The 14,284-nt window shown below is 32.8% G+C and carries 15 protein-coding genes and 1 riboswitch; of the genes, 5 read left to right on the forward strand and 10 right to left on the reverse strand.

The genetic code is table 11. From position 1 onward, the window contains the following. The first annotated feature begins 176 nt into the window (after positions 1-176). Positions 177-833 (forward strand): alpha/beta hydrolase family protein, encoded by a 657-nt coding sequence (locus JI750_RS19495; protein WP_202006077.1) that lies wholly within the window; start codon positions 177-179, stop codon positions 831-833. 145 nt (positions 834-978) lie between these two features. After that, positions 979-1,473, forward strand: a complete 495-nt coding sequence (locus tag JI750_RS19500) for a hypothetical protein (RefSeq protein ID WP_202006079.1) — start codon at positions 979-981, stop codon at positions 1,471-1,473. 64 nt (positions 1,474-1,537) lie between these two features. Here JI750_RS19500 and JI750_RS19505 read toward each other — a convergent pair whose 3' ends face one another. Then, positions 1,538-2,053, reverse strand: a complete 516-nt coding sequence (locus JI750_RS19505) for a DUF2892 domain-containing protein (RefSeq protein ID WP_202006082.1) — start codon at positions 2,051-2,053, stop codon at positions 1,538-1,540. 169 nt (positions 2,054-2,222) lie between these two features. On the opposite strand from JI750_RS19505, the gene rpmH reads away from it, so the two are divergent. Both rpmH and carB read left to right on the forward strand, forming a co-directional pair. Next, positions 2,223-2,384 (forward strand): 50S ribosomal protein L34, encoded by a 162-nt coding sequence (rpmH, locus tag JI750_RS19510; protein ID WP_008464848.1) that lies wholly within the window; start codon positions 2,223-2,225, stop codon positions 2,382-2,384. A gap of 142 nt (positions 2,385-2,526) precedes the next feature. Further along, positions 2,527-5,382: a carbamoyl-phosphate synthase large subunit gene (carB, locus tag JI750_RS19515; RefSeq protein ID WP_202006089.1), complete on the forward strand. Its 2,856-nt coding sequence runs from the start codon at positions 2,527-2,529 to the stop codon at positions 5,380-5,382. Between the two features lie 78 nt (positions 5,383-5,460). On the opposite strand, the gene yiaA is transcribed toward carB, so the two are convergent. The 5 genes from yiaA to JI750_RS19540 all read right to left on the reverse strand — a co-directional run bounded on the left by yiaA (position 5,461) and on the right by JI750_RS19540 (position 8,048). Next, on the reverse strand, positions 5,461-5,859 hold the full coding sequence (gene yiaA, locus JI750_RS19520) for an inner membrane protein YiaA (RefSeq protein WP_202006091.1): 399 nt from the start codon (positions 5,857-5,859) through the stop codon (positions 5,461-5,463). 145 nt (positions 5,860-6,004) lie between these two features. After that, positions 6,005-6,544, reverse strand: a complete 540-nt coding sequence (locus JI750_RS19525) for a GFO_1091 family lipoprotein (RefSeq protein WP_202006093.1) — start codon at positions 6,542-6,544, stop codon at positions 6,005-6,007. Between the two features lie 2 nt (positions 6,545-6,546). Beyond that, on the reverse strand, positions 6,547-7,074 hold the full coding sequence (locus JI750_RS19530; RefSeq protein ID WP_202006095.1) for a GFO_1090 family protein: 528 nt from the start codon (positions 7,072-7,074) through the stop codon (positions 6,547-6,549). A 16-nt stretch (positions 7,075-7,090) separates the two neighbouring features. Then, positions 7,091-7,552: a PG0215 family putative anti-sigma factor gene (locus tag JI750_RS19535; protein ID WP_202006097.1), complete on the reverse strand. Its 462-nt coding sequence runs from the start codon at positions 7,550-7,552 to the stop codon at positions 7,091-7,093. Beyond that, positions 7,539-8,048, reverse strand: coding sequence for a GFO_1088 family ECF-type sigma factor (locus JI750_RS19540; RefSeq protein ID WP_202006099.1), 510 nt, complete (start codon positions 8,046-8,048; stop codon positions 7,539-7,541). The genes JI750_RS19535 and JI750_RS19540 overlap by 14 nt, the downstream gene beginning before the upstream one ends. A 166-nt stretch (positions 8,049-8,214) precedes the next feature. On the opposite strand from JI750_RS19540, the gene JI750_RS19545 reads away from it, so the two are divergent. Further along, positions 8,215-9,675: a GFO_1087 family putative carboxy terminal peptidase gene (locus JI750_RS19545; protein ID WP_202006100.1), complete on the forward strand. Its 1,461-nt coding sequence runs from the start codon at positions 8,215-8,217 to the stop codon at positions 9,673-9,675. A gap of 84 nt (positions 9,676-9,759) precedes the next feature. On the opposite strand, the gene JI750_RS19550 is transcribed toward JI750_RS19545, so the two are convergent. The 4 genes from JI750_RS19550 to JI750_RS19565 all read right to left on the reverse strand — a co-directional run bounded on the left by JI750_RS19550 (position 9,760) and on the right by JI750_RS19565 (position 14,250). Beyond that, positions 9,760-10,788, reverse strand: a complete 1,029-nt coding sequence (locus JI750_RS19550) for a YncE family protein (protein ID WP_202006102.1) — start codon at positions 10,786-10,788, stop codon at positions 9,760-9,762. Between the two features lie 3 nt (positions 10,789-10,791). Next, the gene (locus JI750_RS19555) at positions 10,792-12,645 is read right to left on the reverse strand and encodes a TonB-dependent receptor plug domain-containing protein (RefSeq protein ID WP_202006104.1); all 1,854 of its coding nucleotides are present in this window, start codon (positions 12,643-12,645) and stop codon (positions 10,792-10,794) included. A gap of 28 nt (positions 12,646-12,673) precedes the next feature. Then, positions 12,674-12,881: riboswitch (cobalamin riboswitch) on the reverse strand. Between the two features lie 65 nt (positions 12,882-12,946). Beyond that, positions 12,947-13,480, reverse strand: a complete 534-nt coding sequence (gene cobC, locus JI750_RS19560; protein WP_202006106.1) for an alpha-ribazole phosphatase — start codon at positions 13,478-13,480, stop codon at positions 12,947-12,949. Then, a complete protein-coding gene (locus JI750_RS19565) occupies positions 13,465-14,250 on the reverse strand; it encodes an adenosylcobinamide-GDP ribazoletransferase (protein ID WP_202006108.1) in 786 nt (261 codons plus the stop codon). The genes cobC and JI750_RS19565 overlap by 16 nt, the downstream gene beginning before the upstream one ends. Positions 14,251-14,284 lie beyond the last annotated feature (34 nt).

Consider the following 14,284-nt stretch of genomic DNA (forward strand, 5'->3'; position numbering starts at 1 on the left):
TTGATTTTCAATATTAAATTATTTTTTGCTGCTATAAACTTTAAGTTATTGTTTTGAAGTTTGATTTTTTGAGTCAGATGCAATAAATAGGTCTGAAATTTGATTATCATGATATTAAAAAAAGTAACTTTATTTTTTTAGAATAAATATCCTAATGGTAATTTCATTTTAATGTTATGAGTAAAATTCCAGTTTATTTTATGCCAGGTTTGGCTGCGAGTTCATCTATTTTTGAAAGAATAAAATTGGATGAAAATATTTTTGAAACTAATCTTCTTGAGTGGGAAATTCCAAGCCCAAAAGAATCTTTATCAGATTATGCGCTTCGAATTAGCAAAAATATAAAACACGAAAATCCTGTTTTAATTGGAGTTTCTTTTGGAGGAATCTTAGTGCAGGAAATTTCGAAGCATATAAAAGCGCGAAAAGTCATCATTATATCAAGCGTAAGAAGTAATCATGAATTTCCTAAAAGAATGAAAATAGGAAAGTCTACAAAAGCTTATAAGCTAATCCCAATGCAGTTGATTCTTAATATTGAAAAGCTTGCCAAGTTTTCTTTTGGTGAAAAAGTCAATAAGAGAATAAAATTATACGAGAAATTTTTATCTGTACGTGATTTAGGATATCTGCAATGGGCAGTAGAAAGCGTAATTCTATGGGATCGCGATAAAATTGATGAAAATGTGGTTCATATTCACGGAGATCAAGACGAAGTTTTTCCTGTGAAGTATATCGATAAATGCATTTTGGTAAAAGGAGGAACTCATATTATGATTCTGAATAAGTATAAATGGCTGAATGAGAATTTGCCTTCGATAATTTTGGAATAAATTCCAATTTTTAAATTCCAAATTCCAAATCTTTGTCAAACTTTCAAACTTTGACAAAGGTGCAAGTAAAGTAAACATCACGCTTGTCCTCCTGAGCGAAGTCGAAGGATCGCAAAGTAACTTCGTAAAGTGATTCAAGAAAAATATGAGAATTAGTATAATAGTTTTGGTGTTGCTTTTAGTTGGGTGTAAATCTCCAAAGAAAGATTATGATCTTACTTTTTTTAAATGGAATATCCATGATTCATATTATTTGAAATTTAATTCTTCGGATACACTTTACTGTGTAGATTCGTATGGATTTAAAGAAGAGACTTCTTTTGCAATTTTGAATAAAGAAGAAAAAGAAAGAATTGAAGAGGCATTAGGAACTTTGGTTTTTCCAAAAGATGATACTTATGAAAGTCCAGTTGATGATGGAGAAACAAATGCTTTTGTATTGAAGAATGGTGAGGAATCTAAAAAGCTCAAAATTCATGGTTTTTCTGGGCCTAAACAATTTTGGCTTTTTGGAGAGACATTGGAAAGAATTAAACTTAGCCACGAATTTACTAAAATGAATAAAAACATTGATTTAAAGGAAATCAATGAAATGGTTATAATGAAAATACCTCCTCCGATTATTGATACTTTACAATAAAAAAAAATCCCAAACTCCTTTTTTTGGAATTTGGGATTTTAATATTTTAGAATTTAAAGAAAATTTAGATTTTCTTCATTTGTTCTTTCATCATAGAGATTTGCTCTTTCAGCATACCTTGTTTGTCTAATTTTTTAACTTCGTTTAATAAATTAGTCGCTTCAAGTTTTCTTCTGCGAGACATTGCAACTCCTGCAAGGTTTAATTTAGCTACAGCTAAATCCATATCCATTGATAGTCCAAGTTCGATTGCTTTTTTGAAATGCTTCTCTGCTTGGTTGATATTGGTTTGAGATAACATGATACCTTGTAAATAATTTAAGTATCCTTGTTGTTTTCTTACTAATGCACCTTCTGGATTTTTGATATATGATAACCATTTATTAGCTCCTGCGAAGTCTTGTTTTCTTAATTTAAGGAAAGCTAAAAGGATAAATTCGTTTTTGAAATAAAGAAAAATCGGAATTGCAGTCAATAATATAAGAAAGATTCCATTTCCGATATTACTTTCTGTAAATTGCCAAATGCCCGCCACTACTAGAAGTCCGGCCAAAATAAGTTTAATATTCTTGTGAAACATAATTATTGTAAATTTGTGATTGCAAAGATAGTAAAAGGAATTAAAAATATTTTTATAAAAGTGCTTGCCAGAAAAAAAAGTCTTTGTATATTTGCACTCGGTTTTTGAACAACGATATCCAAAACCAAAACAAAGAGTTAATAGATACCATTTTTAAAGATACAAAGCAATGAGCAAAAGAACATTTCAACCATCGAAAAGAAAAAGAAGAAATAAGCACGGATTTATGGACAGAATGGCTTCTGCGAATGGAAGAAAAGTTCTAGCGCGTAGAAGAGCAAAAGGAAGACATAAATTAACTGTTTCTAGCGAGCCTAGACACAAAAAATAATGTTTGTATAAACATACATAAGGCGATTACTTTTTTAGTATCGCCTTTTTTTATACCTTTTCGGTAAAATTTTATCCAACTTTCTAGTTTATAATGCACTAGAGAGGTTTTAAAACGTAAATAACTACACAATACATACAAAATGCCTAAAGACACATCAATAAAATCAGTTTTAATAATAGGTTCAGGACCTATTGTTATTGGCCAAGCTTGCGAATTCGATTATGCGGGATCTCAATCTGCACGTTCGATTCGTGAAGAAGGAATTGAGGTTATCTTGATTAACTCGAATCCAGCGACGATTATGACCGACCCATCTATGGCCGATCATATTTATTTGAAACCTTTAACGACAAAATCGATTATTGAAATTCTTAAGGAACATCCGCAAATTGATGCAGTTTTACCAACAATGGGAGGGCAAACAGCATTGAACTTGTGTTTGGAAGCTGAGGAAAAAGGAATCTGGCAGGATTTCGGAGTAAGATTAATCGGAGTTGATGTAAATGCAATTAATATTACTGAAGACAGAGAGCAGTTTAAACAGCTTTTAGAAAAAATTAATGTGCCAACTGCACCTGCAAAAACAGCTACTTCTTACTTAGAAGGAAAAGAAATTGCTCAGGAGTTTGGTTTCCCACTTGTAATTCGTCCTTCGTTTACACTTGGAGGAACTGGAGCAGCTGTGGTTTACAAAAAAGAAGATTTCGATGAGCTTTTAACTCGCGGACTTGAAGCTTCTCCAATTCACGAAGTTTTAATCGACAAAGCTTTGATGGGATGGAAGGAATATGAGTTAGAGCTTTTAAGAGATAAAAATGACAACGTTGTAATTATCTGTTCGATTGAAAATATGGACCCAATGGGAATCCACACTGGAGATTCTATCACAGTAGCGCCAGCAATGACATTATCTGATACCACTTTCCAAAAATTACGTGACTACGCTATCTTAATGATGAGAAGTATCGGAAATTTTGCTGGAGGATGTAACGTACAATTCGCAGTTTCACCAGACGAAAAAGAAGATATTGTAGCAATCGAGATTAACCCTCGTGTATCTCGTTCTTCTGCTTTGGCATCAAAAGCAACTGGATATCCAATTGCAAAAATCGCTTCTAAACTAGCTTTAGGATACAACTTAGATGAATTGCAAAACCAAATTACAAAATCTACTTCGGCTCTTTTCGAGCCAACTTTAGATTATGTAATCGTAAAAATACCACGTTGGAACTTCGACAAATTTGAAGGTTCAGACAGAACTTTAGGTCTTCAGATGAAATCTGTAGGTGAGGTTATGGGAATCGGACGTTCTTTCCAAGAAGCACTTCATAAAGCAACTCAATCTTTAGAGATTAAGAGAAACGGTTTAGGTGCTGACGGAAAAGGATATAAAAATTACGAACAAATTATCGAGAAACTGACTTATGCAAGTTGGGATCGTGTATTCGTAATCTACGATGCAATTGCAATGGGAATTCCGTTGAGTACCATTCACGAAATTACAAGAATCGATATGTGGTTCTTGAAACAATACGAAGAGCTTTATACTTTAGAAAAAGAAATTTCAAACTACAAAGTTTCAAATCTTCCTAAAGAATTATTGCTTGAAGCTAAACAAAAAGGTTTTGCAGACAGACAAATTGCTCACATGATGAGTTGTTTAGAAAGTGAAGTACACACTTTACGCACAGACATGAACATCAACCGTGTTTTCAAACTAGTTGATACTTGTGCGGCTGAGTTTAAAGCAAAAACACCTTATTACTACTCAACTTTTGAGGCTGAAATTGAAAAAGCAAACGGAGAACGTTTTGTAGAGAACGAAAGTATTGTAACGGATAGAAAGAAAGTAATCGTTTTAGGTTCTGGACCAAACAGAATTGGACAAGGAATCGAATTTGATTACTCTTGTGTACACGGAGTTTTAGCTGCTAAAGAATGTGGTTACGAAACGATCATGATTAACTGTAATCCTGAAACGGTTTCTACAGACTTTGATACGGCTGATAAATTATACTTCGAACCAGTTTTCTGGGAGCACATTTATGATATTATCCAACACGAAAAACCAGAAGGTGTAATCGTTCAGCTTGGAGGTCAAACAGCACTTAAATTAGCTGATAAACTTTCTAAATACGGAGTGAAAATCATCGGAACTAGTTTTGATGCACTTGACTTAGCTGAAGACAGAGGAAGATTCTCAGATTTATTAACTGAATTAAACATTCCTTTCCCAAGATTCGGAATCGCTGAAACGGCTGATGAAGCTTCGAAATTGGCTGATACTTTAGATTTTCCACTTTTAATTCGTCCTTCTTATGTGTTAGGAGGTCAGGGAATGAAAATTGTAATCAACAAAAAAGAATTAGAAGAGCACGTTATTGATTTGTTGAAAGCAATTCCAGGAAACAAATTATTGCTAGATCACTACTTAGCTGGAGCAATCGAAGCTGAAGCTGATGCAATCTGTGATGCTGATGGAAATGTTTACATCATAGGAATTATGGAGCACATCGAGCCTTGTGGAGTTCACTCTGGAGATAGTAACGCAACATTGCCTCCTTTTAACTTAGGAGAATTTGTAATGCAGCAAATTAAAGATCACACGCATAAAATTGCTAGAGCTTTAAAAACTGTAGGTTTAATCAATATTCAGTTTGCGATTAAAGACGATACGGTTTACATCATCGAAGCAAACCCGAGAGCTTCAAGAACGGTTCCGTTTATTGCTAAAGCTTACGGAGAACCTTACGTAAACTACGCTACAAAAGTAATGTTAGGCCACAATAAAGTAACTGATTTTGATTTCAACCCAAAATTAAATGGTTTTGCAATCAAACAGCCAGTTTTCTCTTTCAGTAAATTCCCGAACGTAAATAAAGCGTTAGGACCAGAAATGAAGTCTACAGGAGAAAGCATCTTGTTTATCGATGACTTAAAAGATGACCAATTCTACGAATTGTACTCTAGAAGAAAAATGTATTTGAGTAAATAATCTCAGATTCTATTATAAAAGAAAAGCTCCAATGAAAATTGGAGCTTTTTTATTTAAAAATTATTTCTATCTAAAACTTTATTCGCCTTGACTAAAGTTCATATTGTCTCTTGTATTTTTTTGTACTGAAATAGCACCAAATAATGCTAGTAGAAAGGCAAAGGCATAAAAACCTTTTTCGCTTGGAAGAATCGTTGCATTCCATAATCCAACAACTAGAAGAACGATTGATAATAATGTTCCAAACCAGCAAATTCCGTAGTAAATATCAGTAACAGGAAGTTTTTCTAATCGGTCTCTTACGCTTTTTTGTAATGAAACAACAGCAAAAAGTCCGAACATTAGAACGGTGAAATAATATCCTTTTTCGTTTAAAAGCATTTCGGCTCTGGCAAGTCCAACAATAAAACCGATTGTTCCTGCTCCAAGTGCAACCCAAGATGCTGCGATAAAGGCATTTGATGTTTTTTGTATCATAATTTATTATTTTGGTAAGCCACAAATATAATTAAATTAGATTCGCACCAAAATAAAACCCTATTATTTTGTTCAGTAAAATCTTTCAGATAATAAAAGAAAAAGCTCCAATTATGGAGCTTTTCTCGTTATAAAAGTAAGATGTTTATTTTTTAAGCAATTGTTCTAAAGGTTTTAACTGCTCCATGTCGATTTTAGAATTTTGTAAAACAGACATTAATGTCATAATATTATTCGGATTCATATCTTCGCCTAACACACGAACTACTGCAAAACCATTTTCTTTTCTGTTGGCAAAAATGACAAACTCTTTAATATTATCGTCACTTCCAACGTAGCTTACAGAAGCGCCTTCTTTTCCAGATCCAAACTTCATTAATTCCTGATATTTCGGATCTTTTAATATGGCTTTTACTTTTGTTCTTTCTGTCTCAAACTCTGCTTGATTGTTTTGATCTGCTTTAAAAGCGAGAATGTTCATTTTGTCAAACGAATTCAAAGCTTCGTTTTGCTCTGCAGATAGTTTTGTTTTATCAACATTTAAAATATTTGGCGAAATATCTAAAGAAATAAAATCTTTTTTCTCCGAATTTTCAACAAAATATTTTTGTAGTGAAGGTTCAGAATTACAGCTCCCCAAAGTTAGAAGAGTCGTAAGTGCTAAGATGAAGATACTTGTTCTCATTTTTATTTTTTGCCTTTAGAAGCTTTCTTTAAGTCTGAACCGCCAGGAAGCTGCATTTTGTCTGTTAGCACTGAGATTTCGTTTATGTCAAAATTACCAGTTAAAGATAGTAAAACAGTTTCGTCGTTTTTTGCACCATCAACATACATTAAAAGTTCTCTTATTTGTGTGTCAGTAGCGCCAGATTTTACCATTATTCGCACATTTTTTCCGCCATCATTTACGCGCATTAATTCTTCAAGACCGGCAGTTTTTACATATTTATCGGCTGTGGCTTTCATGTCGGCTTCAATTTTTGGATTTTTAGTGGTAAACACTTTTAAGTAATCCAGTTTTTTGATTAGAGCAATATATTGTTGAGTCTCTTTATCAGAAGTGTCAGTTTTTACTTTACTCATTAAATCGAACATTTTTTTGTTTACAATTACTGAGGTTACATCGTCTTGACCGTCAAATTTGTCAAATGCGCCTTGTGCATAAAATACATTTGTAACGAAGGCGAATACTAGTGTTATGATGAAATTTTTCATTTTTGATTGAATTTAATTACTGTTTAAAAATTTTGTTTTTTGATTGTTCGTATTCTTTAATGTATTGTACACTTTCAATACCTACATTAACATTGTTTGATAGTAACGCCAAAGCTTTTTGAGTTGCTTTTAGCGCTTCTTCAGGATCATCGTAAGTTCCTAATTCTGTTTGTGAAGCTACTGCAGTAGTATCATTTTTTTCGCTAACAAAAAAGTAAGTTCCGATTCCTAGCAAAACAACAGCAGAAGCTGCAATCGATAACCACGCCACATTTCGTTTCTTAGTTTGTAGTGGAATCTCATACGTCGATTTCTGTTCTTTTGCTTGAGAGAAATAGCCAAACATAGGTTTGTACTGCTCCAAATGCTGCGCAACATTTGATGAAGAAAAGTATTCTTTTAATTGATTTTCTTCGGCAATAGAAGTTTCTCCCTGAAAGTATTTTTCTAATATCTCTTCTATTTTATTTAGTTCCATAAAGGTGTGTATTTGTCATTGATTCTCTAATTTTTTTTCTCGCTCTCGAAAGCGCCACTCGTATTGCGGTTTCGTTCATATTTACGATTTTGGCTATTTCTTCAAATTCATATTGTTCAACATCCCGAAGCTGAATTAATAGTTGCATTTGTTCGGGCATTTCGTTTATAATTTTTTCAACCCATTCTAAACTGTCTCGATCTTCCAGTTTTTTATCCAATTGCGGCTGCCGATCGGTAAAATTATTATGTACAATCTGCAAATTGCTAGCTCTTTTAGACTTCAACTGATCTAGACAATAATTTTTGGTCATTGTCATAGCTAATGCTTCTACGCTATTATAGTTTTGCAGGTTCTCTTTTTTGTTCCATAATTTTACCATTACTTCCTGAGTTGCATCTTCTGCTTCTTCAGTGCTGGTAAGCAATCTTTTTGCCAGACGAAAAACTTTGTCTTTAAAAGGATTTATTAATTCTATAAATACAACTTGGTTCATTAATCTGATGGTTAATCGTTAGCTTATATATTCAAGACGAGGCACAATTATATTTGTTACAACAAAAAAAGAAAATATTTTTTATTTAAAAAAAATACTGCTTTAATGGCGAAGCTAAAATTAAAGATATTACTTTTACATATATACCACTAAGATTTCTAAAAACATGAAAACAACTTTAAAAAGTATTCTTTTTCTCTTTTTATTCGCTTTTTCTTTACAATCTTGTGAAGATCAGGATGACGTAGCAGCTCCAGCAGATTTGCAGATTAATAAATTTATCTGGAGAGGCTTAAATGAAGTTTACTTATGGCAGCAAGATGTTCCAAATCTAGCTGATGGCCGTAATTTGCAACCAGATTTCGATCAGTTTTTGAGAGGGTATTCTCATCCTGAAGATTTGTTTGAAGATCTATTGAATAAGCCAGTGAGCAAATATCCTAATGGTGATGCAATTGATCGTTTTAGCTGGATTGTTGACGATTATACTGTTTTAGAACAGGAATTAAGTGGTGTTACAAAAAATAACGGTGTCGATTTTAGATTGAGCCGTGTGTCTTCAGGATCAAATGATGTGGTGGGTTTTGTGCGATACATTATACCAAATTCTGATGCTTCTACTAAAGCTATTAAACGTGGTGATTTGTTTACAAGTGTAAATGGAGTAAAGCTAACGGTTTCAAATTATCAGGAATTATTATTGAATAAGGATAGTTATACGTTAAACTTAGCAGATTATAACGGAAGCAGTTATGTTTTGAATGGCAAGTCGGTTGACTTAACTAAAACTGTTTTAGAAGAAAATCCTATATTAATTAGTAAAGTGATTACTTCTGGAAGTCATAAAATTGGTTATTTGATGTATAACGGTTTTTATCCAGGATATGACGATAAATTAAATCAAGCTTTTGGAGATTTTAAATCGAAAGGCATAACAGATTTGGTTTTAGATCTTCGATATAATGGAGGAGGGTCTGTTACTTCGGCAATTAGACTTTCTAGTATGATTACAGGACAGTTTGATACTCAGATTTTTGCAAAAACTCAATTTAATGCTAAGTGGATGAAAGATATGACTGCAGAAGATTTGGAAAGTTTGAATTACAGATTTGTAAATAATATTGATGGTAAAGCATTAAACAGTTTAAACTTAAATACAGTTTATATTATTACAACTGCTAGTACAGCTTCTGCGAGTGAATTGGTTGTTAACGGATTAACACCTTACATCAGTGTTGTGCAAATTGGAGAAACTACAACAGGTAAAAATGTTGGTTCGTATACGATTTACGATTCTGAGACTCTCTTTACTAAAAAAGGAATCAATCCAAATCATAAATATGCGATGCAGCCTTTAGTTTTTAAAATTTCAAACTCTGCAGGTTTTGGAGATTATACTCAAGGTTTGCAGCCTACTTATGTACAGAGAGAATATTTGGATACGTATGGAGTTTTAGGTGAAACGTCTGAGCCTTTGCTTAATCTAGCTATTTCAAAAATTACAGGTGTTTCTGCCAGAAGAGTTCTTAACGATTCTGAACCAGAACATCCTTATTTGACAGATTCAAAAATTATAAATGGATTAAGACACGGAATGTATTTTCAAAATGCTCCGAAGAATTTTTAGAATAAAATATAATTAAATAGAAAAGGCTTTCAGTAATGAAAGCCTTTTCCATAAAAAAAACAAAAACTAATTCTAATTGTAAAATTAATCGTTAAAGTAGAATCCGTTTGGACCTACACCAACAGTTAATTCTTTTAATAAACTTCCGCTTAAGTTGTAAATATATGCTTTGCTGTCTGTTTTAAAGTTTCCGCCGTCTGAAAGGTAAACGCGGTTGTCATTTACTGCAAATCCATAAAGATACCCAATATCTGAAGAAGCTTCAAAAATTGGACTAGCAGCAGCAGTTGTAGCAGATAGGCCGATTGAGTATACAGCGTTTCCTACAGTGTAAAATACTTTGTTGTCTTCTATATCCAAATATCCTGCTACTCCTTGAGATTCTGGAATTTCAATTTTAGAAACTGATTTGTCAGAGATTTTTACTTTTATAATTTGGCTGCTTTCTGTGTAAGAAGGGCGTAAGATATATAGAGTTCCGTTTTCTTCCTCAATAGAATCTGAGCCAGAACCAATTGTAATTGGAGCTTCTAAAGTTTTTGTGTTGATATTGTAAATTGAAAGCTTGTCGCTACCCATAGGATCTGTAACGTATAATTTTCCGCTTTCTTCAACAATTCTATTTCCAGTTGTGTTTAAGTTAATTTTAGATTCAACAAGGTTTGTTGCTAAATTGATTACAGCAATATAATCATCGGTAACAGAATCATATGAATTTGCATTTGTTACATATGCTTTACCATCTTTTACAACACCATATCTTGGGTTAGCTAATCCGCTGTCAACTTTAGCGATTAATTTAAAAGTATAACGGTTTACGATGTTTATTACGTTAGATCCGCCAGCAATTATATATGCTCTGTCTCCGCTAAAAAAGATGTTTTGAGCAAATCTTCCAAGTACATCAGATCCATTTTCTGCTTTATAAGCGTCTTTTGTGAAAATGCTGAAATCATCGCTAGAAAACGACACCGTTCCAGCATCTGTACTTCCTTCATTTAAAATAAAAAAACCATTGTCGTAAGCCCCTTTCGGACCATCGTTGTCATCACTTGAACAAGAAGTAAATAAGGAGATGCTTAACGCTATTAAAAGTAATTTACTAAACTTCATATATTAAAATTTTAAGGTTAAATACATATTGAAATTGCGACCTGGCATTGGTCTGTTTTCTAGACTTTCGTAGTCTTTATTAAAAAGGTTTAAAACCTGAAAACCTACTTTGAAAGAATCTAAAAATTTAAGATCATAATCGATTCCGATATTTGAAACGGTATAATCATTAATGATTTCGTCTGGATTATTATCGGCTCTAGTATAAACAAAACCGTTATAAAGAATTTGATAATAAGCGCTTATTTTATTTCGAGAATATGAAACTGCTCCTGTAGCTTTATTAAGCGGAACAAAAAAGATCTGGTTTTTCGTTTTTTCATCCTGCGAAACGGTATAAGCGTAAGTGGCATTTAAAGCAAAATTGTTTTTACCATAACTTTTTTTCCAACCTAAAACTGTTTCAGTTCCGTAACTAATTACTTTATCTTGGTTCTGCGGAGTCCAAATTCCATTTGCTCCAGGAACCCATTGCAGCATATCGGTAATTTTCATGTAATAAAAATTCTGCGTCCAAGTCCAATTTTTGAATGTAAAGACATTGCCAATTTCTCCTTGATATGAGCTTTCAGGTTTTAAGTTCGGATTTCCTCCTTCGTCCCAATATAAATCGTTGTAAGTTGGAATTCTAAAGTTTCTAGAGACATTCAGTTTTAGATTGTACCAATCGTTGAATTTATAAGAAGATCCTAAATTGAATAAAACGGGTGATTTGTAATTGTTGGTAAATTCTTTCCTAACACCTAATTCGTTTTTCCAATTAGTGCCAAAATCTTGTCTAATCAACAAAGCAGCAGAACTTATTTCGCGAATATGACTCCCAAAGCTGGTTCCGTAGCCATTTGTTCTACTGTAATCTACAATTCCGTTTACATGAGTTGCTTTAAATAAATGATAATCTGCATCTAACTTCGTAATTAAATTTTCAGTCTTTCCGTAACTATAATTTTTTAAAGAGTTATCAGCAAAATATTGATAATTTTCAAAAATGTAAGCGGTTTTGAAATTAGTTTTAAGTTTTCCGAAACTTCCATCGTATTCCAATAAGTTTCGGTTAAATCCATTTATGTATTTGCTTTTGGTTTCAGATTCTACTACTAACGAAGTATTACGGTCGGTGTTTGAACTCTGGCTGTAAAGCTTTAAAATATGATTTTCGTTGAATTTATATCCAGCATTAGCACTCAACGTAATAATGTCATATTGCCCATTCTGATTCCATCTTTGTTCGCCTCTCCAAGTATATCGATTTAAATATTTATAATCGTTTGTCGAGCTATTTTTTGAAAGTCCGATTTGAGCGCTCCACTTTTTATTTGATATGGAAGTTTTATAATTAATCCCAATCGTATTAAAACTGCCGTAATCTAGTCTTAAATTATTCTCAAATCGATTAAAAAATAACAAATCGTTATTTAAATGCACAGTTCCTCCAACAGCTCCGCTTCCGTAAATGACACTTCCACCACCTGCTTTAACGCTTATAGAATTATAATCGGAACCCGAAATGGTATTAAAATCGGTGCTTCCGTTCATTTGAGAATTAATATTAATTCCGTTCCAAATTACTGCTGTCTGAGAAGAAGTTGTTCCTCTGAAAGAAACTGTAGAAAGCATTCCACGTCCGTATTCTTTAAAATATAAAGTAGAATTAAAATTTAATAAATCGGTTAGGAGGGCTTCATTTTTTCCAATAACAGAATCATTTAGTTTTAAAACAGATTGTGAAACTGAATAGGTTTTTAAATTTTTGTCTGAAACCAATACTTCTTTCAAACTGGTAATAGAATCGCTTTGCGCCGAAAGAATCTGGCACATCACAAAAGAACAAAAAGCAAAAAGTCGTTTTAAAGTCATAATTCCTTCACTCTTTTTCCCGAGAGTTCGATAAATTGTTATAAAGGCAGGTCTCCTGGCTTGCGTCTTGCTGTTTACCTTCCCATTCGCCGCGGCGGAACAGTGGTGATGTAGTTACAGCGAGCATTCATTTTATTGAACTTAGCTTACAGTTGCGGGTACAGCTCAAGAATTTACTTGATTCCCTTTTAATGTGTTTTTAAATTTAAAACACAACCTTAATTTGCTGCAAAGATAAAGTTAAAAATATTGATTATTCAAATTTGTTTTACGTTTGATGAAAAATTATAAATAATTTGCATTAAAAATCGATTTTTATAACTTCTCCGAAATCAACTTTATTATTGAAAGCTTCTTTTAAGGGTAATAAACTTTGATGGCATAAAATGCTTCTGATGATTCCGGCATGAGCAACAATTACAATTGGCTGGTTAATTTTTGAAATTTTATCGGATAAAAAATTACCAACTCTTTCGTGTAATTCAACAAAAGACTCTCCATTTGAAACTTTGATATTAACGAAATCTTCCATCCAAGGGTTGAGTTCTTCTTGCGGAATTTCGTTCCAGCTTTTTAGTTCCCAATCTCCAAAATTCATTTCTTTTAAACGTTCGTCTTCCTGATAAGAAATGGTTTTAATATTTTCTTGAATGTGTTTTGCCAGAATAACACAACGTTTTAAAGGACTAGAAAAAATAACAGCTTCTGAAGGAAGCTCAGAAATTATTCTGTCAAAAATTTCATCAAATGGTGTTGCAATATTAACATCTGACTGTCCATAACAGATTCCTTTTTCACAGACCGTTTCGGTATGACGAACTAGATAAATTTCCATAAGAATAAAATGCTTAAGTAAAATACCACTTCGCAAACCTGTTGTGTAGCTCCAAGACAATCTCCGGTATAACCGTCAATCCATTTTTGAAAATAGCGTGCTAAAAAATATCGTGTTATAAAAACAGGAATTATAATCAGAAGAAATTTCAAATTGAAATAAGAAAATACAATCAACGGAATTAAACCAAAAAAGAATGATCCAAAAACTTCTTTCCAAGTATGTTGTTTTGCAATTGGCTTGCTTTTGCTTGAAGCATCATCACGAGAATATTCATGCGTGAAAATAATGCTGATTGCTGCCAAACGACTCAAAGAATGAGCAGATATAAATAGGAGAAAAACTAGAAAAATGTTGTTAGTAATAAGTGAAATGGATTCTGAAAGCGATTTGAATTTTAATAAAAAAAGCAAAACCAATCCGATTGCACCATAAGCTCCAATCGCACTATCTTTCATAATCAATAAGATTTTTTCTTTAGTCCAGCCTCCGCCAAAACCATCACAGACATCGGCAAATCCGTCTTCATGAAATGCACCGGTAGTTAAAATAGAAGCAATAATCGCTAGTATAACAGCAATTTCTGTTGAAAGAAAAAATGAAAAAAGATAAAAGGCCAGAAAGGAAATACTCCCAACAATCCATCCAATAAAAGGAAAATATCTTGTGGCTTTATTTAAATAATCTGGATGATGTGTAATGTTTTTTGGACATGGAATTCTGGTGTAAAACATTAAGCACGTGAAGAAAATGTGTAGTTCTTTTTTCATTTATAAAATTGGTAATTGTAATTTTATGACTGTA

Origin of the sequence: Flavobacterium tagetis, assembly GCF_016735615.1 — a bacterium.
Classification (GTDB): Bacteria; Bacteroidota; Bacteroidia; order Flavobacteriales; family Flavobacteriaceae; genus Flavobacterium; species Flavobacterium tagetis.

Bases quoted from the DNA above. Each gene is read 5' to 3' on its own strand.
- JI750_RS19495 (WP_202006077.1), top strand. From the start codon at position 177: ATGAGTAAAATTCCAGTTTATTTTATGCCAGGTTTGGCTGCGAGTTCA.
- JI750_RS19500 (WP_202006079.1), top strand. From the start codon at position 979: ATGAGAATTAGTATAATAGTTTTGGTGTTGCTTTTAGTTGGGTGTAAA.
- JI750_RS19505 (WP_202006082.1), bottom strand. From the start codon at position 2,053: ATGTTTCACAAGAATATTAAACTTATTTTGGCCGGACTTCTAGTAGTG.
- rpmH (WP_008464848.1), top strand. From the start codon at position 2,223: ATGAGCAAAAGAACATTTCAACCATCGAAAAGAAAAAGAAGAAATAAG.
- carB (WP_202006089.1), top strand. From the start codon at position 2,527: ATGCCTAAAGACACATCAATAAAATCAGTTTTAATAATAGGTTCAGGA.
- yiaA (WP_202006091.1), bottom strand. From the start codon at position 5,859: ATGATACAAAAAACATCAAATGCCTTTATCGCAGCATCTTGGGTTGCA.
- JI750_RS19525 (WP_202006093.1), bottom strand. From the start codon at position 6,544: ATGAGAACAAGTATCTTCATCTTAGCACTTACGACTCTTCTAACTTTG.
- JI750_RS19530 (WP_202006095.1), bottom strand. From the start codon at position 7,074: ATGAAAAATTTCATCATAACACTAGTATTCGCCTTCGTTACAAATGTA.
- JI750_RS19535 (WP_202006097.1), bottom strand. From the start codon at position 7,552: ATGGAACTAAATAAAATAGAAGAGATATTAGAAAAATACTTTCAGGGA.
- JI750_RS19540 (WP_202006099.1), bottom strand. From the start codon at position 8,048: ATGAACCAAGTTGTATTTATAGAATTAATAAATCCTTTTAAAGACAAA.
- JI750_RS19545 (WP_202006100.1), top strand. From the start codon at position 8,215: ATGAAAACAACTTTAAAAAGTATTCTTTTTCTCTTTTTATTCGCTTTT.
- JI750_RS19550 (WP_202006102.1), bottom strand. From the start codon at position 10,788: ATGAAGTTTAGTAAATTACTTTTAATAGCGTTAAGCATCTCCTTATTT.
- JI750_RS19555 (WP_202006104.1), bottom strand. From the start codon at position 12,645: ATGACTTTAAAACGACTTTTTGCTTTTTGTTCTTTTGTGATGTGCCAG.
- cobC (WP_202006106.1), bottom strand. From the start codon at position 13,480: ATGGAAATTTATCTAGTTCGTCATACCGAAACGGTCTGTGAAAAAGGA.
- JI750_RS19565 (WP_202006108.1), bottom strand. From the start codon at position 14,250: ATGAAAAAAGAACTACACATTTTCTTCACGTGCTTAATGTTTTACACC.